This window comes from Cupriavidus sp. FW306-1B-F12B (assembly GCF_058781795.1).
In genome coordinates this window covers 61,603-82,609 of the sequence record NZ_JBYSXC010000011.1, presented here as the reverse complement: position 1 = coordinate 82,609, position 21,007 = coordinate 61,603, and the positions used below count along the sequence as shown (strand labels likewise).

The following is a 21,007-nucleotide window of genomic DNA, read 5'->3' as shown; positions in this document are numbered from 1 at the left end:
GTTTAGCGGTATCCGATGCTGAAGTCGTGTCCCCACAGGCTGACGCGCGTGGCCTCGTAGGCGGCGTGGTGGCTCCAGTCCACCTCCAGGCCGCCGTGGCCGAACTCGAGGTCAAAGCCGCCGGGGGTCTTCATGTAGAAGGAAGTCATGCGGTCATTGCAGTGCTGGCCCAGCGTGGCCGAGAGCTTCACGCCGTGCTGCTGCACGCGGTCCAGCGCGCGGCCCACCTCGGCCATGTCCGGAACCTCGGCCATCACGTGGATGCAGCCCGCTTCCGACGGCATCTCGAAGATCGCCAGGCTGTGGTGGCGGGCGTTGCCGCAATGCAGGAAGTGGATGCGCTTTTCCGGTTCGGCCGGGTCATTGGTAAAGCGCACGCGGAAGATGTCGGACAAACCGAAACCCATCACCTCGCACAGGAAGGCATAGGTCTCGTCGAAGGCCGGCGCGGGCAGCACCGCATGGCCCGCCCCCATCGGGTCCGTGATGAAGCGCGGCACGCCCACCGGCGAGATAAAGCGCAGAAAGTCCGAGCGCATGCCCCAGGAGATCTCATGGCGGTTGCCCGACGGATCGGCAAACCAGGCCATGGCCTGCACGCGGCGCTGTGCCAGTTCCGCGGCGCTGGCGTGCACGACCTCAACGTTCGCCTGGCGCAGCGTGTCGAGCGCGTGGCGGTAGGCCGGTTCGTCGGCCAGCTCCCAGCCCGATGCCAGGTAGCGGTCGCGCGCGCCCGGCACCACCAGGTAGCGGTAGTCGCGCTCATCCATCTTCACGTACAGCGCACCGCCGGGGGCGCCGGAACAGGTCATGCCCAGCACCTGTTCGGCATAGTGCCGCCATTGCCCCAGGTCGGTGGACTCGACCACGATGTAGCCAAGCGCACGGATATCCAACATGCCGGTCTCCTCAGGTTCGTTGCCACTGCTGGCTGATGGGACCATTCTTCCGTGCGCTGCAGCCCGGCACATCGTCCAGTGGGACTAGCCGGTCCGGCGCTGGCGTCAGCCCGCTGCCGGGCGCACGAGGTACTGGCTGGTGGGGATCACGTCGATCTTGTCGAAGTCGATGAAGCGCTGGCAGCTTTCCATCATGGCCTGCAGGTTGCGCTGGAACTTGTCTTCGTCGCCGGCCGCGTCGAAGAACGCCTGCGGGTCGGTCATCGCCGCATCGGGGAAGCCCTCTTCGACAATGGCGTCGTAGTGCGGCGCGGCGTAGGTGAGCGGCCGCACCACCACGTTCTGCACGTAGAGGAAGTTGTCCTGGGTCTCGACCGCCACCGGCGTGTGGTGGTTGTGCCAGAGGTCCAGCCAGGCCTGCGGCGTAAGCCGGGGCGGCCGGGTAAGGAAGGCAAGCTGCGCGAAGCCGGGCGTGCGTTCGCCCGGCGCGGCCGGGAAACGTGTATTGCGGATGGGCTGGGACTCCGTCACAAGGTAGCCGGCCATGCGGCCCACGGCGGTCGCGATCGCCTGGTCGAACGGCTGCCGCAGGCGGTCGATGGCGCTGTCCATCCAGACCGAGACCAGCCCTTCCATCTGCGGGCGGGTATTCGCCTGGCGCAGGCCCGCGGCCGGCAACACCGCGTCATCGGCCACGTTCACCTGCAGTCCGCGCGCGCCCAGCGCCAATAGCTTGTCCGCAAGCGTCGTGCGCAGCCGGCGCGCGAACTCCCCCGGCTCGGTCTGAGAATCGCGCCAGACGATATAGATGACTTTTTCCATGCTCCACGCTCCCTGGTACAGGTGCCGGCCGGGGCCGGACAGGTTGATGCGTGCGCGGAACAGGACCAAGCGCGGACAGCACGCGTCGCTGCGTCCGTCTGAGGTGCCATCCGTGTGCCGCGCCCGCTTGTCGGATGCATGCTAGGGGCGCGGATGGCGGGACTCATCCTCCATTCGGACTAGGAGGACCGGTCATCGGGCCACAAGGGAGTCACGCGTGCCCTGGAACACGCGTGCGTGGATCAGGCCCTGGCGCTCAGCCGAGCGTCACCACACTGCTCAGCAGCATGCGCACCAGCGTGGCCTGCCGCGTGACCCCGGTCTTGGAGAAGATCGCGCGCAAGTGGGCGCGCGCCGTGTTCTTGCTGGTGCCCAGCGCCTCGGCGGCTTCGTCGAGCGTCATGCCGTCGGCAAGCACCAGCGCCAGCGCGGTTTCGGCGGGCGTGAGGTCGAACAGCTTGCGCACCACCTCGTGCGAGGCGCGCGACTTGCGCTCCGGATCGCGGATAAAGACCGCGCAGGCCGGGCGATGTCGGTGGTCTTCGGACCATTCGCTGAGCGGAATGGTGCGGATCAGCACGCCCAGCTTGCCGCGCCCCGAGGGGCGGGTGATCGACATGGCTTCGGCCAGCGCCGGCGCGCTGCCGTGGTGCCCCATCTGGGCGCGGCGCAGCAGGTACTGGAACTTGCGGCTTTCCTGTGCGTAGGCGATCTCGAAGTTGCCCCCATTGAGGCGGATGCCGTCGTTCTCCGCCAGGATCTCGTCGGCTTCCGCATTCTTCTTCAGGATTGCGCCGGCTGCGTCGAGGATGACCATGCCCACCAGCATGCGGTCGATCGCGCCCGCATAGAGGCTGCGTTCCGATTCGACCACATCCAGCCTGGAATGCAGCCGGACCGCGCGCCTCAGGTGCGGCAGGATGGTGGCGCACGCCGCCTTGTCCACCTCGGAGAAGTCCTGCGCGTCGTGCTGGCGGCAGACGCGCAGCCGGCACTCGACCCCGTCTTCGGTGCGGATATCGGCGCCCAGCAGGTAGCGCACGCCAAGCGGCTGCAGGAACTGACGGTAGATCTCGCTGCGGCACCAGTTGCCGGCGCCCATCGCTTCGTCGACCGTCACGGCCCGGTCGGTGGGCAGGTTGATAAAGGGATCGATGGCGTAGTAGTAGGTGTTGTACGACGCCTCGGCCTCCAGCGAAGTGCCGTGCTGCGACGCGTGCACCGCGATGCCACTGCGGTCGCTCGCGGGCGAGCGCAGGATGAAGCTCACATAGCTGGCACCAAGTTGCTTGCGCAGCATTTCCAGCGCGCGGCCCCAGGGCACGGGTTCCATCGGCCCTTCGTAGACCGCCGCCAGCAGCGCGCTGAAATGCGGCAGGCTCAGTCCGGACTGCGCAAACCAGGGCGACGCCACCCCTTGCGCCTCAACGGTCGCCATCAACATTGTCTGTCTCCTGTTTCCACACCCCATGCGGGGACTGGCCGGTGCTCTGCGGCACCTGGGCAGCGCAGATTATAGGGAGGCTGCCTGCCGATGTCCGGCGCGCGGCGCCCTTGTTCGCCCTGGTTTGCGCCATCTAAGTGTTTTCCCTGACCTGCAATCGGACGATGCCGGTCCCGCCTGCCGCCGATCAAATGGCCGCACACCACAGTGCAACCGAAGGAGAACGACTCAGATGGATTTCACCGACAAGACCGTGCTGGTCACCGGCGGCGGCGCCGGCATCGGGCTCGCCACCGCGCAAGCCTTCCTGGAACAGGGTGCGCGCGTGGCGCTGATCGAGATCGACGCACAGCGCGCCGAGCAGGCCCGGGCGCTGCTGGGCAAGACCGGCGCGGAAGTGCTGGTGGTACAGGGCGATGCCACCGATGCCGGCACCGTGCGCGAACTGGCTGCGCAGGTCGAACAGCGTTTCGGGGTGCTGGACGTGCTGGTCAACAACGTCGGCGATTTCCTGCGCATCGCCAAGCCGTTCGAGCACTATGCCGACGACGAGATCGCCAGCCTCTACGCCGCCAACCTCGGCCACGTCTTCACCGTCACGCGCGCCATGCTGCCGCTGCTGCGGCGCAGTGCCGCCGGCAGCATCGTCACGGTGTCGTCGATCGAGGCCTTCCGCGGCATTCCGTACTGCAGCGTCTACGGCGCCTTCAAGGCCGCCATCACCGGCTTCACGCAGAGCCTGGCGCTGGAGCTGGCGCCGGCGGGCATCCGCGTCAACCTGATCGCCCCCGAGACCACCGAAACGCCGCAGGTTCCGGTGTCGCAGATGGTCGCTGCGGAACACCAGCACCATATCCCGCGCTGGATTCCGCTGGGCCGCTTCGGCACGCCGCGCGACATTGCCGACGGCATCCTGTTCCTGGCCAGCGCGCGCGCGGCCTGGATCACCGGCACGGCGCTGCATGTTAATGGCGGCGCGCTGGCCGCGGCCGGCTGGTATCGCGACCCCAAGGGCGCGTGGACCAACATGCCGGTCATCGGCGGCAACGGCATGAACCTCTGATGGCCGCGCACCGCGGCCACACCACCCCACCAAGGAGACAAGCATGAAGATACTGATCGTCGGCGGCACTGGCATGATCGGCGGCCACGCGGCCCTGCACCTGCGCAGCTGCGGGCACGAGGTCACCATCGCGGGGCGCAACCGCCCCGCGCCCGGCACGGCGCTGGGCGGGCTGGACTTCCTGCGCTGCGACTACATCGCCAACGACGTGCCGGCCGCGCAGCTCGGCACCTTCGACGCGCTGGTCTTCGCCGCCGGCAACGATGTGCGCCACGTGCCGCCCGGCGGCGACGAAGCCGCGCACTGGGAGCGCGCCAACATCGAGGGCGTGCCGCGTTTCCTGCGCGCGGCGCGCGCTGCCGGGATCCGGGTCGCCGTCTACGTCGGCAGCTTCTACCCGCAGGCGCAGCCGCAGCTGGCCGAGGACAACGCCTATATCCGCTCGCGCAAGCTGGCCGACGAAGGCGTGCGCGCGCTGGCCACCGATGCCTTCCGCGTGAGCAGCGTGAACGCGCCGTTCGTCGTGGGCACGGTGCCGGGCCTGATGGTCCCGATGTTCAAGGCCTATACCGACTACGCCCGCGGCAACTTTGCGCCGATGCCGGATTTCGCGCCGCCCGGCGGCGTCAACTTCATCTCGGCCACTTCGCTCTCGGAAGCGATCGAAGGCGCCCTGCTGCGCGGTGAAAACGGCAAGGCTTACCTGGTAGGTGACGAGAACCTGTCGTTTCAGGACTATTTCGGTGCCTTCTTCCGCGACGCTGGCCGCCCGGTGCCGCCTGTCATCGACCAGGAGCATCCGTTGCTGCCGGACTCGGCCATCTGCTTCGGCCGGGGCAACACGCTCTACTACGAGCCGGATGCGGCCGAGACCGCCCTGCTCGGCTATCGCCGCCGCGACATCCTGCGCACGGTCGGCGAGATCGTGACGCAGTACAGCTAGCCTGGCGCTGCGGCGGCCTGCTTGCGCGGGCCGCCGCAGCGGGCCTTACAGCCCCGAGATCAACTGCGCGTTATCGATGCGCAATTCCGCGCCATTGATAAAGCGCGACGCGTCCGAAGCCAGGAACAGGACCAGGTTGGCCACATCCTCCGGCTGGCACATGCGTGCCATCGGGTCCGTACCGATACCAAGCGTGGCCGGATCCAGGTCCGGCACCAGCGCCTGCGTCATCGGCGTCCAGACGCCATCGGGATGGATCGAGTTGCAACGGATCCGGTAGCCATTCTGCTTGCAGTGCACGGCCACGCTGCGCGTCAGCGCGGTAACGGCGCCCTTGGCGCCGCTGTACGCGCACATCATCGGCAGCCCGCCCAGCGCCGCCACCGACGACATCACCACGATGGAGCCCCCGGCGGGGTTGCCCTTCATCGCCTGCACACCGAACCTGCAGCCCAGGAAATAGCCGTCGGCATTGACCCGCATGACCTGCCGCCAGCTGTCGAGCGAGGTTTCCTCGATCGACCCGAGCGGACAGATGGCCGCGTTGTTGACCAGCACGTCGAGCCGGCCGAAGCGGTCCTGCGTGGCGGCCATGGCCTTGCGCCAGTCCTCCTCGCTGGCAATGTCGTGGCGCACGAACATGGCCGCATCCCCGATCTCGCGGGCCAGTGCCTGCCCGCCCTCCTGGTTGACATCGCTGATGACCACGCGCGCGCCTTCGGCCGCCAGCAGCAGCGCATCGGCGCGCCCTACCCCGCTGGCCGCGCCGGTGACCAGCGCAACCTTGTCCCTGACTTGATTCATTGCTTATCTCCTTGGGTTGCCGGCTTCAGCCGGCTTCGGGAATCCTGCCGGCCAGCACGGCCTGCAGCGCGGCTTCGCCATACACCGCAGCCACGGTTTCATCGAGGATGGGATTGCCGCGCAGTTCGCTGCCGCCGTCCACGGCGATGCTCTGTCCGGTCACCCAGCCCGATTCCGGTCCTGCCAGGTAGCGCACCGCGCTGGCAATGTCGTCCGGTTCGCCGGCGCGGCCCAGCGGCATCTGCGCGACGAACTTGTCGAGGATGGCCGGGTTGTCGAACATCGGCCCGGTCGCGCCGGAGCGGGTGAGTCCCGGCCGCACCGCATTGACGCGGATGCCGCATCCCGCCAGCTCCTCGGCCGCGGCGCGCACGAACGCTTCCAGCCCCGCCTTGGCGGCGCAGTACGCCGACAGCCAGCGGCAGGTCATGCGCGCCGCGTTCGACGAGATGCAGACGATGGCGCCGCCATGCGGTGCCATCAGCGGCGACGCGTGGCGCACCGCCAGGAATGCGCTGGCGATGTTCAGCTCCAGCTCCGCCATCAGCGAGGCCGCGTCATGCATCAGCAGCGGACGGAAACCGCCCCCGCCAACGGTCGCGACCACGATATCGAGGCGCTGCTGCAGCTCCCAGGCCTGCTGCAGCGCGGCCTGGACGTCATCCTCGCGGCAAGCGTCGCCGACGCTGATTGCCACGGTGGCGCGGGCCACCTGCGCGCACAGGCTGCGCCGTGCCGCTTCCAGCGCTTCGCGCCGCCGCCCCATGAGGACCACCGTCGCGCCGTCGCGCAGCAGCGCCAGCGCGCTGGCCGCACCGATGCCGCCGGCGCCGCCGGTGACGAGGGCGGTCTTGCCTTCCAGTACACGGGTCGTCGTCATCATGCCCCCCGCAGCGGCAGGTCCTGCGTCCAGTCCACCACCAGCTCGCGCGCGGCAATGCGCCACTGGCCGCCGCGCCGCACGAAGCGGTCCTGGTAGCGGATGCCCCAGTCCAGCTTGCGCGGCACGCCGTCCTGTTCGTACAGGTGGTTGGCCACGCAATAGGTTTCGCCGGTCGCGGTATCGCCATCGACGTCGACCAGTTGCTGGTGCACGTGATGCTGCGTGGCGCTGTACTGGCCGAGCGATGCCATGCCGTCAGCAATCGCCTGCGCTCCCTCCATGCGGAAGCCCGGCCCGCTCAGCCATGCATCCGCCGTGAACAGCGCCGCCAGTTTCGGGAAATCGCGCCGGTCCACCGCCTGCGCATAGCGGCAGGTCAGGGCATGGATGGCTTCCTTGCACTCCAGTTCAGACATGGCCAGTCTCACTCCTTGTTGTGACCGCCAGCGCCGCGATATGCAGCGCGGACAGTCGTTGGGATGGGGACTATCGTCGGCCTTGCCGCGCCGGGGGCCATCGTCCGCGTGGAGTATCCGGACCGGATACCGCTTAGTCCGAACGAAGGATGTAGCGACGCCGCGCCCGCCCCAAGCTTCAATGACATCAATGACACAGGAGACACACATGAAGCAGGCGGAACAGGCCATCGTCGCCGTCGTCACGGGCGGCTCGCGCGGTGCCGGCAAGGGCATCGCGCTGGCGCTCGGTGCGGCGGGCGCTACGGTGTACGTGACCGGACGCACCGAGCAGGAAGGCAGCGCGCCGCTGCCCGGCACCATCCACGCCACGGCGCGCGAGATCGATGCGCTGGGCGGGCGCGGCATCGCGGTCGCTTGCGATCATCGCGACGATGCGCAAGTGGCGCGTCTGTTCGCGCGGGTGCGAGAGGAATCTGGTCGGATCGACATCCTGGTCAACAATGCGACCTTCCTGCACGACGAGCTCATCATGCCGGGGCCGTTCTGGCAGAAGCCGCTGGAGATGGCCGGGATTCTCGACGTGGGCCTGCGCTCAGGCTACGTCGCCAGCTGGCATGCCGCGCCCGTCATGGCAGCGCAGGGCCGCGGGCTGATCGTGTTCACCTCGTCATTTGGCGCCAACTGCTATATGCACGGTCCGGCCTATGGGGCGCAGAAGGCGGGCATCGACAAGTTCGCGCATGACATGGCGGTCGACCTGCGGCCCTACGGCGTCGCGGCGGTGTCGCTGTGGATGGGGCCACTGCGCACGGCGCGCACGCTGCGGGTATGGGAGAAGCATCCGGACAAGTACGCGGGCTTCGCGCCGGTGGCGGAGACGCCGGAGTTCACCGGGCGGATTATCGATGCGCTGTATCGCGACCCCGCGCTGATGGATAAATCCGGTCGCGTGCTGATCGGCGCCGAGGCGGCGCTGGCCTATGGCATCGTCGATGCCGAGGGGGTGCAGCCGCCGTCGTACCGGCAGGCACTGGGCGGGCCTCCGCCGGTGCATCCGGCGATTGTGGAATAGGGTTGGACTAGCCATCACCCTTCGCATACGCTCCCCTCTCCCGCAAGCGGGAGAGGGGAGCAAAACAAGCGCGGCCTTCTACCCTCCCTGTGACAACAACCCCGTCGTAAACACCGTCGACCGGATCATCCACGCCCCATCAACCCGCACATACTCATCCGCATAGCGCCCGGTCAGGAACGTACGCGAGCCACTGGCATCATCCAGCGCCAGGTAGGCCAGATCCCAGCTACCCTGCGCCGTGCTGTCATTCAGCACACGGATATCCGCCTGCCCCGCAAAATGCATCTCCCGCAGCGTTGGCCGGCACGCCAGCTCCGCAAAGCACTGCACCAGCGCCTCGCGCCCGGCAAAGCTGCCGATCCGGTCATAGTGGATATGCGCGTTGTCCGGCACGAAGCAGGCGCGCATCGCGTCAGGGTCCTTGTCATCGCAAGCGCGCAGGTAGCGCAGCTTGAGCGCGCGGATCGCCTCCGCGGCTTCCAGCCGCGCGACACGGTCGGCAACGGCGGCAATGTCGGTCATGATCGGTTCCTTGTTCATCAGGCTTCGCGCAACTGGTACTTCAACACCTTGCCTGCCGCGCTGACCGGCAGCGACGTCACGAACAGCACCTCGCGCGGCACCTTGTAGTTGGCCATGTGCCGGCGCGCCCAGGCGATCAGGGTTTCGGCGTCCACGCGCGCGCCGTGGCGCAGCACCACGTAGGCACGCCCCACTTCACCGAGCCGCTCGTGCGGCATGCCCACCACCGCCACCTGGGCCACGGCCGGATGCGCCACCAGCAGCTTTTCCACCTCCGCCGGATAGCAGTTGAAGCCGCCCACGATAAACATGTCCTTGATGCGGTCGGTGATGCGCAGGTAGCCGCGCGCATCGAGCGTGCCGACATCGCCGGTATGCAGCCAGCCATCGCTGTCGATGGCCTCGGCGGTGGCGTCGGGCAGGCCGAAATAGCCCTGCATCACGTTGTAGCCGCGCACCAGCACTTCGCCCGGCTGGCCGGTGGCGGCCGGCTGCCGCTGCGCATCGATGCAGCGGATCTCGATGCCCGGCATGGCGCGGCCGGATGTGCCTGCGACGGTTTCGGCGTCATCGCCGGCGCGGGTCAGCGTGGCGAAGCCGCACGATTCCGTCAGCCCATAGCCGGTGATGATGGTGTCGAAGCCGAGTTCGTCGCGCATGCGCTGGATCAGCGCGGGTGCGATCGCCGAGGCGCCGGTCACCGCCACGCGCAGCGTGGACAGGTCGAACTCGCGCAGGCGCGGTGCGTTGAGCAGCGTCTGGTAGAGCGTCGGCGGCCCGGGCAGCACCGTGATGCGCTCGTTCTCCACGCGCGTCATCACCGCTTCGGCGTCGAACACCAGGTGCGGCAGCACCGTGGCGCCGCGCGACAGCGCGGCAAGCCAGCCGGCCTTGTAGCCGAAGGTATGGAAGAACGGATTGACGATCAGGTAGCGGTCGCCCGCCCGCACGCCGGTGATGGCTGCCCAGCCGTCGATCGCGCGCAGGTTCTGTGCGTGGGCGGTCATCACCCCCTTGGGACGCCCGGTGGTGCCCGAGGTGAACATGATGTCCATCAGCGTGTCGCCGCGCACGCCGGCCTCGCGACTGGCGAACGCCGCCATGTCCGCCTGTGGCGCCAGCGCGAGGAAGGCTTCCCAGGCCAGCTCGTCGGGGCCGGGCGTCCGGCCCTGCCCGGGGCGCAGGATCACCAGCCGCTCCAGCGTGGCGGGGCGGTGTGGCGCCAGCATCTGCGGATAGCTTTCGCCGAGGAAAGCGTCGACGCAGAACAGCAGGCGCGCGCCGCTGTCGGCCAGCACGGCACCGGCCTCGGCCCCCTTCATGCGCGTGTTGAGCGGCACCAGCGCCGCGCCTATGCTGTGCGTGGCCAGCGCCGCGATGATCCATTCGGAGAAGTTCGGCGCCCAGACGGCAACCCGGTCGCCGGGCTGCACGCCCAGCGCCATCAGCGCCCGGGCCGCCTGTATCCGGCTGGCGTCGAGCGCGGCGTAGGTGAGGCGCAGCCCGTCTTCCTGGATGGCGATGCGCTCGCCGTGGCGCCTGGCCGCGCGCCGCACCAGCTCGGGAATGGTCGCGGCAGTGTCGTCGTTGGCGGCGGCGAGGTCGAGGTCGAGGCCGGCCGGTGCCGCAATGGCGTCGATGATGTCAGATGGGGTCATGTCAATCCGGGAACTTCAGGTGGATTTCGGCGCTGGACGGGCGGGCCTGGCAAGCCAGGGTCCAGCCCGCCTCCAGGTCGGCGCGGTCGAGCACATGGTTCTCGCCGAGCGTCACGTCGCCCTGCGTCACCTGGCACATGCAGGCGCCGCACAGCCCCGCGCGGCAGGAATTGGGCGCGGCCACGCCGGCGCGCTGCAGGGCATCGAGCACGGTTTCGTCCGGCGCCACGCCGACGTGGTGGGTCTCGCCGTCGAGCTGCACGGTCAGCGCGGCACCGCGCATCGCGGGCGATGCCGGGGCGGTGTCCCCCGCGCTGGCGGTCCCGCTTGCCGGTGCCTTGGCCGCCGGCACATCGGGCAAGGACACGAAGCGCTCGACATGCAGTTGCCCGCGCGGCACTCCCAGTGCCTGCAGCGCGGCCTGGGCGCCGTCCATGAACGGGCCGGGCCCGCACACAAAGCATTGCGCCATGCTCCACGGCCGCACCAGTTCCTCGATCTGGCGCTGCGTGGGCGGCCCCTGCACACTGTCCAACCAGTGGATCACGCGCAGCCGGCCGGGGTGGCTTCGTGCCAGTTCCGCAAGCGCCTCGCGGAAGATGATGGAGCGCTCGTCGCGGTTGGCATAGACCAGCGTGACCGCGCCGCGCCCGTGGCGCAGCGCCGCCTTGGCGATCGACAGCACCGGGGTGATGCCGCTGCCGCCGGCCAGCAGCAGGAAATCGCCATGCAGCGCGGGCGGGGTGAACACCCCGGCGGGCGGCATCACCTCGACCGTATCGCCCGCGCCCAGATGGTCGCAGATCCAGTTGGACACGCGCCCGCTCTGCACGCGCTTGATCGTCACGCGCAGCGCGTTGTCCACCTCAGGCGTGCTCGACAGCGAATAGCAGCGCTGCAGCGGCACGCCGTCGACGGGCACGCGCAGGGTCAGGAACTGCCCGGGACGGTAGGCAAACGCATCGCGCAGACCGTCCGGCAGCGCGAATACCAGCGAATGCGCCTGGTCCGTTTCCGTGACGACTTCGGCGATCTGCAGCCGGTGGAATTGCACTGGCGCCATGATGTCCTTCTTCTGCTTGGGGCGGGGTCAGGCCACGCCCATGATGGTCTGCGCGTTGTCGATGCGCAGTTCCGCACCGTTGACAAAGCGCGATTCGTCGGAGGCCAGGAACAGCACCAGGTTGGCCACGTCGCGCGGATGGCACATGCGCTGCATCGGCTCGGCGCCGCCCACCTCCTCCGGCAGGGCCGTGGCGCCGCCCGGCAGGAAGGCCGCGGTCATCGGCGTAAGGATGCCGTCCGGGTGGATCGAGTTGCAGCGGATCCGGTAGCCGCTCTGCTTGCAGTGCCCCGCCACCGCGCGCGTGAGCGCGGCCACCGCGCCCTTGCTGGCGCTGTAGGCGCAGAACGCGCCCATGCCGCCCAGCGCCGCCACCGACGACATGTTGACGATGCTGCCGCCGCCCGCCTTCATCGCGGCCACGCCGTACTTGCAGCCGAGGAAGTAGCCGTCGGCGTTGATGCGCATCACGCGCTGCCATTGCTCCAGCGTGGCGTCCTCGACCGAACCCAGCAACAGGATGGCGGCATTGTTGACCAGCACGCTGGGCGCGCCGAACTGCTTTTCGGTGCGCGCCATCACCTGCTGCCAGCCGGCTTCGCTGGCGATGTCATGCGGCACGAACAGCGCGGTTTCACCGATCTCGCGCGCCAGGGCATGGCCCGCTTCCTCGTTGAGGTCGGTCAGCACCACGCGCGCGCCCTCGCGCGCCAACAGCAGCGCGTCTTCCTTGCCGACGCCGCTGGCGGCCCCGGTGACGATAGCGATCTTTCCTTCAGTACGTTGGCTCATGGGTGGTCTCCTCGTTGGTGTGTGCCTGCCGGTCGCCGGCAGGCTGTCGTGTCAGGTGCCGGCCCGCGTTGCGCCCCGACCAGATGCAGTCGGCAAGCGACAGGCCGCTTACGTAATGGTTGGATGCGATGCCAACGGCAGTGCGGCCCACGGCGTAGAGCCCTTGAATGGGCGCCCCGCCAGCGGCGGCCAGTACACGGCCGCTGGACTCTTCCACCGACAATCCGCCCAGCGTGATGGCAGGGCACGGAAAGACGCGGCTGTTGGCCGAGATGTCGATGGCAAGCCACGGCCCGGTTTCGAGCGACGCGCACATCGGCGCCGACTTGCCGGCCGGATCGGGGATCTCGCCGCGGGCCGCGGCGCTATAGGCATCGACGGTCGCCCGCAGCGCCGCGCCGGGCATGCCCAGCTTGCCGGCAAGCGCTTCGAGGGTGGCGGCGCGCCGCGCTCCGGCCAGCATCAGCAGCGCCGCGGGCAAGGCCTGGAAGGCCCACAGCCGGCCACCCAGGCATTCACGCAGCGCCGCGCGCGCCAGTTCGCGGTTCAGGATGAGCCAGGCCCGCCCGCCGTGCCGTTCGCAGATGGCGTGGCCAAGGGTGGCGCCGTAGGTTTCCTCGTTGCCGATGCGCGCACCCTGCGCATCGACCACGCAGCCGCGCGCCCAGTCGAACGGCGGATTGATGAAGCGCCATGCCGAGACCCGCTCCAGGTGCCGCGTGGCCGCGCCCGCCGACTCGCCGAGGCGGATGCCGCTGCCGTCGCAGCCGGTCGCGCCAAGGCGCCAGTTCTGCAGGTACTTGCCGGCGTGGCGCGCCACCATGGCGCGGTTGAAGATAAAGCCGCCGGTGGCCAGCACCACCGCGCCGGTGCGCACCGCGACCGGGCGCGCATGGCGCAGTTCCAGTTGCAGCACGCGCTCGCGCAGCAGGTCGGCCAGCGCAGGCGCTGCGTTGTGCAGGCGCTCGGCCAGGCGCGCCAGGCGGGCGTGGCGTTTCTGGTGGCGGCCCGGCGGCAGTTGCCACAGCTCGATGCCGACGACCGCGCCGTCCTGGTCGAGAATCAACCGCCGCGCCGCGGTCTGGCGCATCACAGTCACCTCCGGCCGGGCCTGCACGGCGGCGCGCAGCACGCCGTACAGCGTGCGGCCGGACATGCCGGGGCCTTTCACGCGGTGACCACGCGGCGCGGGCGCGGCGTGCTGCGCGTAGGCGGCGACCGCTTCGTTGCCGGAGTAGTAGAGGTAGTAGGGTTGCGCCGGATAAGAGGTCTTGCGCGGCGGCACGGTGGCGGCAAAGCGCACGCCCAGGCCTTCGAGCCAGCCGATCATCTCGCGGCTGCGCTGGCAGAACGCCTGCAGCGTGGCATCGCTGACGACCGCGCCGGTCTCCTGGCGCAGGTAGGCCGCCATCGCCTGCGGTGTATCGGCATAGCCCGCGGCGGACTGGTACGGCGTGCCGCCGCCGGCGTAGACCACCCCGCCGCTCCTGGCGCTGGCGCCCCCGCCTTCAAAGCGTTCCGCAACGATCACGCGCGCGCCGCCATGCGCGGCTTCCAGCGCGGCGCAGGCCCCGGCGGCGCCGAAGCCCACCACCACGGCATCGCACGCGGCCTGCCACGGGTGGGCGTCCGGATCGTCCAGGCGCAGCGGCGCGTGGACCGGCGTGGCGGAATCGGTCGGAGGGTACATGCTGGCTTGCGCTCCCGGCTCAGGCCGAACACAGTGCGCCAAGCGGCGCGGACGTGGTGTAGGCACCATCGACATAGACCAGCGGCGACACCTCGCCAGCCAGCTTTACCTCGCGTAGGCGTCCGATGAAGACCGCGTGCGTGCCGTAGTCGAAGCGGCCATCCTGCTGGCACACCAGGTTCGCCTGGGCATCGCGCAGGCACGGCACGCCGAGCAGGTCGTCCTCCCACTCGCCACTGGTGAAGCGCTCTTCCCCCTTGAGGCGTCCGCTGCAATCCACCGCAATATCGCGGTGGTCGGCTGCCAGCAGGTTGATGCAGAAGTCCGCGCCGGCATCCAGCGGCGGGTAGATCGAAGAATTGCGGTTGATGCAGATCAGCAGCGAAGGCGGGTCCGCGGACAGCGAATCGACCGCGGTCACGGACATCGAATAGCGGCGCTCGCCATGGCGGCAGCTGATCACCGCCACCGAGCGCGCCATACGGCGCATCGCCATCAACATGTCGTCGCGCAGCGCGGTGCTGGGTTCGGCGCGTTTGTCTTGACTGGCGCTCATAAGGCCTCCTGTACGGTTTGAGCATGGGGCGCGGCGGCAGGCTGGCGCGCGTTCTGCGAGAGCACGTCGGCAGCGATAAAGCCGAAGGTCATGGCCGGGCCCAAGGTGGAGCCCGCGCCGGGATAGCTGGTGCCCATCATCGAGGCACTGGTATTGCCGATGGCGAACAGTCCGGCGATGGCGGAGCCGTCGTCGCGCAGCACGCGCGCGCCGGCGTCCGTCACCAGGCCGCCCTTGGTGCCGATGTCGCCGGCATCGATGCGCACGGCGTAGAACGGCGCCTTGCCGATCGGCGCCAGGCACGGGTTGGGCCGCACTGCCGGGTCGCTGTAGTAGGTATCGAACAGGTTGTCGCCCTTGCCGAACTCCTCGTCCACGCCGGTGGCCGCATAGTGGTTCATGCGCGCCACGCTGTCGGCCAGGCCGCCGGCATCGACACCGATCTGCTGTGCCAGCTGCGCCAGCGAGTCGGCGCGCACCAGGATGCCGGCGAGGCCTGCCGGAATGCTGCGGTCCGGCATGACCGAGCCGGGCAGGATCGGCCCGCACGGATATTTGTGGCGGAAGGTGGCGTCGAACACCATCCACGCCGGCACGCTGCTGCCGGTTTTCTCGTGGTCGCGGTACATGGCGGGAACGAACTCGGAATACGGCGCGGCCTCGTTGACGAAGCGCCGGCCCTGCCCGTTCACCACCAGGCAGCCGGGCATGGCGCGCTCGATAAAGAGCGCGCGCTGCTTTTCCTCGCCCTGCACATGCACGGTGGGCGCGCCCCAGACGTGGGACATCAGCGCGACGCCGGCACCGGCGGCCTGGGCGGCGCGGATGCCGTCGCCGGTGTTGTTGGGCGGGGTCGCGCTCCAGGCGGCCTGGGTCGGCTGCGGCAGGTACTGTTCGCGCATGGCCTGGTTGCGCTCGAAGCCGCCGGCGGCCAGGATCACGCCGCGCAGCGCGCGGATCTCCACCACGCGCCCGTCCTGCACCGCGCGCACGCCGCGGACGGTGCCGTCTTCTACGATCAGGTCCTGCAGCGCGGTGTCGAGCCACAGCGGAATCGCGCGGTCCATCATGGCCCGCCGCAGGCCGCCGACCAGGCTGTTGCCGAGCGTGAGCCGGCGGTCGCGCCGGGTCTTGCGGCGCCAGCCCAGGTCCAGCCAGTAGCGGGCAAACTGGCGCACCGCCAGGCCCAGCCAGCCGGGCGTGCGGCACAGCAGCGCATGCGCCTCGGCCGAGGTCACGGCCACGCGCCCGCCCACCAGCGTGCCCGGCGACGGCGGCCGCAGCCGCGCGAATTCCTCGCGCAGCTGCGCGCCGTCGAACGGCATCGGGTCGAGCGCGCGGTAGCCCGGCATCGCGCCCGGAACCTTCTGGAAGTAGTCCGCGTAGCGCGGCAGCGTGTAGTAGCGCACGCCGGCCTGCTGCTCCAGGTACTGGAGCATGCGGGGCGCCTGCTCAAGATAGGCGCGCACGCGCTGCGGATCGCCGTGCTCGCCGGCGCACGCCAGGATGTATTCCAGCGCCGTGGCGTAGTCGTCGCGCCCGCCCGCCGGCGCGATATGGTGGTTGAGCGGAATCCAGATGCCGCCGCCGGACACCGCCGAGGTGCCGCCGTACTGGCTGCTCTTTTCCAGCACCACCACCGACAGTCCGCGGTCCGCGGCGCGGCAGGCGGCCAGCATGCCGCCGGCGCCCGAGCCGACCACCACCACGTCGAACTCGCTGGGCTGCATGCGCGCTCTGCTCTGGCTCATATTGGGTCTCCGTGCCGGCGCGCGGCTCAGATGAAGAAGTCAGTGTTGGCGCGGCCCATCATCACGCCGCCCAGGTTCTGGCCGAAGCGGTCCAGGTTGTTGGCGTAGTGGGCGCGGGCCGCATGCAGATCGAGGAAGCGGCGCACCATCGGGTTGCTGCGGTAGATGCCGTTGCCGCCGGCATAGCGCAGCAGGCCGTTGGCCAGCTGCGCGCAGCGCTCGGCCACTTGCGCGGACTGGTAGCGGAAATGCAGGCGGCGCGGGGTCTGCACCTGGCCGCCTTCACGCGCAACGGCCAGCAGCTCGTCGAAATTGCGCTCAAGGATGGTCCGTATCTCGTCGATGGCGACCTGCGCGTTGGCGCAAGCCATCTGCGCGCCGCCGTCTTCCGCGGTCTTGCCGCCACCGTTGCTGCTGACGCGGCCGTCGGCATAGGCGACAAAGTCATCGAGCGTGCCTTCCAGCGCGCCGATGCAGGCGGTGCACACCGCGCGCACGAAGATCTGCGCGAACGGCAGCCGGTACAGCGGCACGTCATTGACCGCCAGCCCCGGGCTGGTGCCCATGGCGCCATCGACGGCGCGGTGGGTGCGGTACTCGGGCACGAACACGTCCTCGACCACGATGTCGTGGCTGCCGGTCGCGCGCAGGCCCAGCACATCCCAGTTGCGCACGATCTTGTAGTCGGAGCGCGGCAGCAGGAAGGTGCGGTAGTCATAGGCGCCGCCCGGCTCGGCCGGCGGCACCAGCCCGCCCAGGAAGATCCAGTCGCACAGTTCGCTGCCGCTGGAGAACTTCCAGTGGCCGGAGAAGCGATAGCCGCCTTCGACCGGCGTGACCTTGCCCACCGGCATATAGGTCGAGGCGATCAGCGTGGCAGGGTTGCTGCCCCACACTTCCTGCTGCGCGCGCTCGTCGAACAGCGCCAGCTGCCAGTTGTGCACGCCGACCACGCCATAGACCCAGGCGGTGGACATGCAGCCCTTGGCCAGCGCCATCTGGATGCGGAAGAAGGTCTGCGGATCGAGTTCGTAGCCGCCGTGGCGGCGGGGCTGCAGCACCTTGAAGAAGCCCGCGGCCTGCATGTCGGCGATGGTCTCGGCGGGAATGCGCGCTTCGGCCTCGGCCTGCGCGGCGCGCTCGGCCAGCACCGGAATCATCTGCTCGGCACGCGCGATCAGCCGTGCCGCCAGTTCCTTGGAATTGTTGTCGTGATGCACCGCGGTCTCCTTGTTGCTTGGTCTTGTAGCTGGCCTTGATGTTTGCACCGGTGGGGCCGGGTGCCATCGTCTGTTGGGACTAGCTATGTCGCGATTTGGTGAGTGGGACTTCGTGGATGTGCTGGCCCTCTCCCCCTGCCCCTCTCCCGCAAGCGGGAGAGGGGAGCAAACCCGCAGGCTTGCATAGCGCCGATCAAGCCAGCGCGCGCAGCTTCCGTCCCTGCTTGCGGAAGTGCGGGATCACGTGCTCGCCGATATTGCGGATGGTTTCCAGCTGCGCCCACTGCGGCACCGTGCCCATCTGGCAGATGAACAGGATCTCGTCGGCGCCGGAATCGATCAGGCGCTGCACGTAGCCGATGCAGTCCTCCACCGTGCCGTAGGCATGGTTCGGGTTGAGCATCATCATCGCCGGGTCGCTGAAATCCACCGAAACCTTCTCGGAAGCGAAGTTCGTGTTGATGACGGCCTTGCCCTGCGCGTCCGTGGCGGTGACATGCTCGTCGTCCCACTTCGAAGGATCGGGCCGCTCGCCGCCCGCATACCAGTACGACAGCGACTCCATGAAGTAGCGCTGGCCCTTGATGCCGATCTTGCGCGCGGCCACGCCGTCGTCCAGCACGATGGTCGGGCACAGCGCGGCCAGGTGCTGGTGCGGGCGGAAGCCCACCTGGTCCTCAGGCTTGCGGGTCTCCCACGCAGCGCGGTAGATCTCGTTCTTCTTGGCGACATCCTCGGGGCCGCCGAAGCCGAGCACCAGCGCGCCCATGCCGCGCGCGCCGGCGCGCTGCAGCGTGTCGGCATTGGTGCAGGCCAGGTACATCAGCGGGTGCGGGTCCTGGCGCGGCTTGGGGTGGATCGGGCGGCGCGGGATCTTGATGAACTCGCCGTCATGCTCGATCTCGTCCTGCGTCATGATCTTCGGGATCAGGTACATCGACTCGTCGATCATCGGGTGCAGGCTGTTCAGGTCGTAGCCGAAGGTGCCGGCCTCCTGCTGGGTGCCGCCCTTGCCCACGCCGAAGTGCACGCGGCCGCCGGACAGGATGTCCAGCGTGGCGATGCGCTCGGCCACCTTGACCGGATGGTTCATCGCCGGCGGCAGGCACACCACGCCGTGGCCGATGCCGATGCGCTGCGTGCGCCCGGCGACGAAGGCCAGGAAGGTTTCCGGCGCGCTCATGTGCGCATAGTTGGTCAGTGCGGTGTGTTCGACCGCCCAGACCACGTCAAAGCCCATGTCCTCGGCCAGCACCACCTGTTCCATGATTTCATCGAACACCTTGTGGTCGCCGGCACGCGAGGCATCGACGGTCTGGGCTTCATAGATCAGTGAAAAACGCATTGCAGTCCCCTTGTCTGGCATTGATGGTTCAGGACCGCCGCCGGGGCGCCGCCCGTTGCCGCGCCACCGGCCCGAAACGGCCTGTGTGATCGCAGTGTGGTCGGCGCAAGGCGTTGCAACATCGTCTGATTGGATTATGAACAGGACATGGAGCATCCCTATCATTGGCCACGGGCATCACGCCCGCTTTCACCAGGAGGATCAGGACATCATGCAAGCCAGGCTGCTGCTTTACCCCGTCGCGGACATCGACACCGCGCTGCCGTTCTTCACGGAAGGACTCGGACTACCGGTGAAGTTTCGCGACGGAAACCGCTATTGCGCGCTCGACGCGGGCGCGCTGACGCTGGCGCTGGTGGCCGGCGAGGAACGCCTGGTGGACCAGCCCGCGCTGGCCTTCAAGGTGGATGAGGCTGACGATATCGCCGCGGCGATGGCGCGGCTGGTGGGTGCCGGCGCCAGCGTAACGCTGCCCGCGGCGCAGGGGCCGCATGAGACGCGCGCAGTGCTGGAAACGCCGGAAGGCTTTGCGCTGGTGCTCAGCGCAAAGCCCTGACGTGCGTTACGTGGCTTAGCCGAGAGAAATCACGCTGCTCAGCAGCATGCGCACCAGCGTGGCCTGCCGGGTCACGCCGGTCTTGGAGAAAATCGCGCGCAGGTGCGCGCGCGCCGTGTTCTTGCTGATGCCGAGCTCGTCCGCGGCCTCATCGAGCGTGAGCCCGTTGGCCAGCTGCAGCGCCAGCTGCGTCTCCGCCGGGGTGAAGTCGAACAGCTGGCGCACCACCTCGTGCGAGGCCTGCGAGCGCCGCTCGGGGTCGCGGATGAACACCACGCAGGCGGGGCGCTTGCGGTTGTCCTCGGACCACTCGCTGAGCGGGATGGTGCGGATCAGCACGCCCAGCCTGGCGCTGCCGGACGGGCGCGTGATCGACATCGCTTCCATCAGCGCCGGCGTGGTGCCGAGGTGGCCCATCATGGCCTGGCGCAGCAGGCGCTGGAACTTGCGGTTCTCCTGGCCGTATTCCACGTCCAGGCTGCCTTTGGCGACACGGATGCCATCCTTGGCGCCCAGGATTTCATCGGCGGCCGCATTGGTCTTGATGATGGTGCCGGACTCGTCCAGGATCACCATCCCGACCAGCATGCGGTCGATGGCGCTGGCATAGACGGTGCGCTCGGATTCAACCACGTCGATGCGCGAGTGCAGGTCCACCGCGCGCTTCAGGTGCGGCAGCAGCGCGGTGCACAGCGCCTTGTCCGCGGCGGAGAAGTCGCGGCCGTCATGCTCGCGGCACACGCGGAAGCGGCATTCGACGCCGTCATCGGTACGCAGGTCCGCGCCAAGGATGTAGCGGATGCCGATGTCCTTGAGGAACTGCTGGTAGAGCTCGCTCTGGCACCAGGCGCCGGGTCCGAGATGCTCATCGATGGTCACCACCCGGTCCGACGGCAGGCCGATGAACGGGTCGAGCGCGTAGTAGTAGTTGTTGTAGGAGGTCTCGCCCGGCAGGGTCGAGCCATGCTCGGACGCATTGATCATCAGCCCGGGCCGGTCCGTGGCCGGCGAGCGCAGGATCAGGGTGCAATAGTTGGCGTTGAGCTGGCGGCGGATCTGTTCCAGTGCCTTGCCCCAGGGCACCTGCTCCATCGGGCCCTGGTAGATATTGCCCAGCAATGTGCTGAACTCCGACAGCGACACCGTCGCCTGCGCGAACAGGTGTGCGGCCGCCTGGTTCTGGCTAACCTCCATCAGCATTTTCCTCTGTCTCCATTGTGGCGTGCGCAGCGCTTCGGGCGTGCCGGGTCGGCGCTGGCCTGCTACGGGCTCTGTGGCCCTTTTTTATGCCCTGATTATAGGGACGGCAAAGGGGTCGCGGCTTGCCCCCCGCCTTCATGGTTTGCCCTAGGCAAGACCGGCTGCACACGCTGGCCGGACTAGTCCTGCGGGACAGGCCAATCCTCACGCGCCGGCGGGCCGAACACATACTCCAAACAGACTAAGGACAGACCCATCCCGGCCTGTCGAGGGCAAACCCCTAGACACCATGTGACGCCGCC

The 21,007-nt window shown here is 68.8% G+C and carries 20 protein-coding genes; 4 read left to right on the top strand and 16 right to left on the bottom strand.

The window, feature by feature from the left end; translation table 11 throughout:
* Window positions 1-2: 2 nt before the first annotated feature.
* The 3 genes from AC3WLE_RS19130 to AC3WLE_RS19120 all read right to left on the bottom strand — a co-directional run bounded on the left by AC3WLE_RS19130 (window position 3) and on the right by AC3WLE_RS19120 (window position 3,165).
* Window positions 3-899, bottom strand: a complete 897-nt coding sequence (locus AC3WLE_RS19130; RefSeq protein WP_492321097.1) for a VOC family protein — start codon at window positions 897-899, stop codon at window positions 3-5.
* 105 nt (window positions 900-1,004) lie between these two features.
* On the bottom strand, window positions 1,005-1,721 hold the full coding sequence (locus AC3WLE_RS19125; RefSeq protein ID WP_492321096.1) for an EthD domain-containing protein: 717 nt from the start codon (window positions 1,719-1,721) through the stop codon (window positions 1,005-1,007).
* Between the two features lie 256 nt (window positions 1,722-1,977).
* On the bottom strand, window positions 1,978-3,165 hold the full coding sequence (locus AC3WLE_RS19120) for a helix-turn-helix transcriptional regulator (RefSeq protein ID WP_340520975.1): 1,188 nt from the start codon (window positions 3,163-3,165) through the stop codon (window positions 1,978-1,980).
* A 232-nt stretch (window positions 3,166-3,397) separates the two neighbouring features.
* On the opposite strand from AC3WLE_RS19120, the gene AC3WLE_RS19115 reads away from it, so the two are divergent.
* On the top strand, window positions 3,398-4,228 hold the full coding sequence (locus AC3WLE_RS19115; RefSeq protein WP_116384512.1) for an SDR family NAD(P)-dependent oxidoreductase: 831 nt from the start codon (window positions 3,398-3,400) through the stop codon (window positions 4,226-4,228).
* Window positions 4,229-4,271: 43 nt separating this feature from the next.
* Window positions 4,272-5,171, top strand: coding sequence for an NAD-dependent epimerase/dehydratase family protein (locus tag AC3WLE_RS19110; protein ID WP_492321094.1), 900 nt, complete (start codon window positions 4,272-4,274; stop codon window positions 5,169-5,171).
* A 45-nt stretch (window positions 5,172-5,216) separates the two neighbouring features.
* On the opposite strand, the gene AC3WLE_RS19105 is transcribed toward AC3WLE_RS19110, so the two are convergent.
* The 3 genes from AC3WLE_RS19105 to AC3WLE_RS19095 are packed head-to-tail and all read right to left on the bottom strand — an operon-like array spanning window position 5,217 to window position 7,274.
* Complete coding sequence (locus tag AC3WLE_RS19105) at window positions 5,217-5,975, bottom strand: glucose 1-dehydrogenase (RefSeq protein WP_116384510.1); 759 nt, start codon at window positions 5,973-5,975, stop codon at window positions 5,217-5,219.
* 25 nt (window positions 5,976-6,000) lie between these two features.
* Window positions 6,001-6,858, bottom strand: a complete 858-nt coding sequence (locus tag AC3WLE_RS19100) for an SDR family NAD(P)-dependent oxidoreductase (RefSeq protein ID WP_116384509.1) — start codon at window positions 6,856-6,858, stop codon at window positions 6,001-6,003.
* Window positions 6,855-7,274 carry a nuclear transport factor 2 family protein gene (locus tag AC3WLE_RS19095; protein WP_492321093.1) on the bottom strand — a complete coding sequence of 140 codons (420 nt, stop codon included), beginning with the start codon at window positions 7,272-7,274 and terminating at the stop codon, window positions 6,855-6,857. Before AC3WLE_RS19095 ends, AC3WLE_RS19100 begins: the two co-directional genes overlap by 4 nt.
* 208 nt (window positions 7,275-7,482) lie before the next feature.
* Between AC3WLE_RS19095 and AC3WLE_RS19090 the strand changes: the two genes are divergently transcribed.
* A complete protein-coding gene (locus AC3WLE_RS19090) occupies window positions 7,483-8,349 on the top strand; it encodes an SDR family NAD(P)-dependent oxidoreductase (RefSeq protein ID WP_492321092.1) in 867 nt (288 codons plus the stop codon).
* 78 nt (window positions 8,350-8,427) lie between these two features.
* On the opposite strand, the gene AC3WLE_RS19085 is transcribed toward AC3WLE_RS19090, so the two are convergent.
* The 9 genes from AC3WLE_RS19085 to AC3WLE_RS19045 form a co-directional block, all read right to left on the bottom strand.
* A complete protein-coding gene (locus AC3WLE_RS19085; RefSeq protein WP_492356689.1) occupies window positions 8,428-8,892 on the bottom strand; it encodes a nuclear transport factor 2 family protein in 465 nt (154 codons plus the stop codon).
* Window positions 8,892-10,532, bottom strand: coding sequence for a FadD3 family acyl-CoA ligase (locus AC3WLE_RS19080; protein ID WP_492356688.1), 1,641 nt, complete (start codon window positions 10,530-10,532; stop codon window positions 8,892-8,894). The genes AC3WLE_RS19085 and AC3WLE_RS19080 overlap by 1 nt, the downstream gene beginning before the upstream one ends.
* Window position 10,533: 1 nt before the next feature.
* Window positions 10,534-11,595, bottom strand: coding sequence for a 2Fe-2S iron-sulfur cluster-binding protein (locus AC3WLE_RS19075; protein ID WP_492356687.1), 1,062 nt, complete (start codon window positions 11,593-11,595; stop codon window positions 10,534-10,536).
* Between the two features lie 27 nt (window positions 11,596-11,622).
* The gene (locus AC3WLE_RS19070) at window positions 11,623-12,387 is read right to left on the bottom strand and encodes an SDR family oxidoreductase (RefSeq protein ID WP_492321088.1); all 765 of its coding nucleotides are present in this window, start codon (window positions 12,385-12,387) and stop codon (window positions 11,623-11,625) included.
* The gene (locus AC3WLE_RS19065) at window positions 12,371-14,077 is read right to left on the bottom strand and encodes an FAD-binding protein (protein WP_492321087.1); all 1,707 of its coding nucleotides are present in this window, start codon (window positions 14,075-14,077) and stop codon (window positions 12,371-12,373) included. The genes AC3WLE_RS19070 and AC3WLE_RS19065 overlap by 17 nt, the downstream gene beginning before the upstream one ends.
* Window positions 14,078-14,096: 19 nt before the next feature.
* Window positions 14,097-14,633: a flavin reductase family protein gene (locus AC3WLE_RS19060; RefSeq protein WP_492321086.1), complete on the bottom strand. Its 537-nt coding sequence runs from the start codon at window positions 14,631-14,633 to the stop codon at window positions 14,097-14,099.
* Window positions 14,630-16,384, bottom strand: a complete 1,755-nt coding sequence (locus AC3WLE_RS19055; RefSeq protein WP_492356686.1) for an FAD-dependent oxidoreductase — start codon at window positions 16,382-16,384, stop codon at window positions 14,630-14,632. Before AC3WLE_RS19055 ends, AC3WLE_RS19060 begins: the two co-directional genes overlap by 4 nt.
* A gap of 26 nt (window positions 16,385-16,410) precedes the next feature.
* Window positions 16,411-17,604, bottom strand: a complete 1,194-nt coding sequence (locus tag AC3WLE_RS19050) for an acyl-CoA dehydrogenase family protein (RefSeq protein ID WP_492356685.1) — start codon at window positions 17,602-17,604, stop codon at window positions 16,411-16,413.
* Between the two features lie 193 nt (window positions 17,605-17,797).
* On the bottom strand, window positions 17,798-18,949 hold the full coding sequence (locus tag AC3WLE_RS19045) for an LLM class flavin-dependent oxidoreductase (protein ID WP_492321083.1): 1,152 nt from the start codon (window positions 18,947-18,949) through the stop codon (window positions 17,798-17,800).
* A gap of 211 nt (window positions 18,950-19,160) precedes the next feature.
* Here AC3WLE_RS19045 and AC3WLE_RS19040 point away from each other — a divergent pair, with 211 nt between their 5' ends.
* Window positions 19,161-19,505, top strand: coding sequence for a VOC family protein (locus AC3WLE_RS19040; RefSeq protein ID WP_492321082.1), 345 nt, complete (start codon window positions 19,161-19,163; stop codon window positions 19,503-19,505).
* Window positions 19,506-19,520: 15 nt separating this feature from the next.
* On the opposite strand, the gene AC3WLE_RS19035 is transcribed toward AC3WLE_RS19040, so the two are convergent.
* Window positions 19,521-20,705 (bottom strand): helix-turn-helix transcriptional regulator, encoded by a 1,185-nt coding sequence (locus tag AC3WLE_RS19035; protein ID WP_010814001.1) that lies wholly within the window; start codon window positions 20,703-20,705, stop codon window positions 19,521-19,523.
* Window positions 20,706-21,007: the final 302 nt, after the last annotated feature.

What these genes read in the sequence shown, in the direction of transcription:
- AC3WLE_RS19080 (WP_492356688.1), bottom strand. Translation starts at nt 10,532, where the DNA reads ATGACCCCATCTGACATCATCGACGCCATTGCGGCACCGGCCGGCCTC.
- AC3WLE_RS19095 (WP_492321093.1), bottom strand. Translation starts at nt 7,274, where the DNA reads ATGTCTGAACTGGAGTGCAAGGAAGCCATCCATGCCCTGACCTGCCGC.
- AC3WLE_RS19105 (WP_116384510.1), bottom strand. Translation starts at nt 5,975, where the DNA reads ATGAATCAAGTCAGGGACAAGGTTGCGCTGGTCACCGGCGCGGCCAGC.
- AC3WLE_RS19065 (WP_492321087.1), bottom strand. Translation starts at nt 14,077, where the DNA reads ATGTACCCTCCGACCGATTCCGCCACGCCGGTCCACGCGCCGCTGCGC.
- AC3WLE_RS19045 (WP_492321083.1), bottom strand. Translation starts at nt 18,949, where the DNA reads ATGCGTTTTTCACTGATCTATGAAGCCCAGACCGTCGATGCCTCGCGT.
- AC3WLE_RS19040 (WP_492321082.1), top strand. Translation starts at nt 19,161, where the DNA reads ATGCAAGCCAGGCTGCTGCTTTACCCCGTCGCGGACATCGACACCGCG.
- AC3WLE_RS19125 (WP_492321096.1), bottom strand. Translation starts at nt 1,721, where the DNA reads ATGGAAAAAGTCATCTATATCGTCTGGCGCGATTCTCAGACCGAGCCG.
- AC3WLE_RS19090 (WP_492321092.1), top strand. Translation starts at nt 7,483, where the DNA reads ATGAAGCAGGCGGAACAGGCCATCGTCGCCGTCGTCACGGGCGGCTCG.
- AC3WLE_RS19075 (WP_492356687.1), bottom strand. Translation starts at nt 11,595, where the DNA reads ATGGCGCCAGTGCAATTCCACCGGCTGCAGATCGCCGAAGTCGTCACG.
- AC3WLE_RS19100 (WP_116384509.1), bottom strand. Translation starts at nt 6,858, where the DNA reads ATGATGACGACGACCCGTGTACTGGAAGGCAAGACCGCCCTCGTCACC.
- AC3WLE_RS19130 (WP_492321097.1), bottom strand. Translation starts at nt 899, where the DNA reads ATGTTGGATATCCGTGCGCTTGGCTACATCGTGGTCGAGTCCACCGAC.
- AC3WLE_RS19115 (WP_116384512.1), top strand. Translation starts at nt 3,398, where the DNA reads ATGGATTTCACCGACAAGACCGTGCTGGTCACCGGCGGCGGCGCCGGC.
- AC3WLE_RS19110 (WP_492321094.1), top strand. Translation starts at nt 4,272, where the DNA reads ATGAAGATACTGATCGTCGGCGGCACTGGCATGATCGGCGGCCACGCG.
- AC3WLE_RS19060 (WP_492321086.1), bottom strand. Translation starts at nt 14,633, where the DNA reads ATGAGCGCCAGTCAAGACAAACGCGCCGAACCCAGCACCGCGCTGCGC.
- AC3WLE_RS19055 (WP_492356686.1), bottom strand. Translation starts at nt 16,384, where the DNA reads ATGAGCCAGAGCAGAGCGCGCATGCAGCCCAGCGAGTTCGACGTGGTG.
- AC3WLE_RS19035 (WP_010814001.1), bottom strand. Translation starts at nt 20,705, where the DNA reads ATGCTGATGGAGGTTAGCCAGAACCAGGCGGCCGCACACCTGTTCGCG.
- AC3WLE_RS19070 (WP_492321088.1), bottom strand. Translation starts at nt 12,387, where the DNA reads ATGAGCCAACGTACTGAAGGAAAGATCGCTATCGTCACCGGGGCCGCC.
- AC3WLE_RS19085 (WP_492356689.1), bottom strand. Translation starts at nt 8,892, where the DNA reads ATGAACAAGGAACCGATCATGACCGACATTGCCGCCGTTGCCGACCGT.
- AC3WLE_RS19120 (WP_340520975.1), bottom strand. Translation starts at nt 3,165, where the DNA reads ATGTTGATGGCGACCGTTGAGGCGCAAGGGGTGGCGTCGCCCTGGTTT.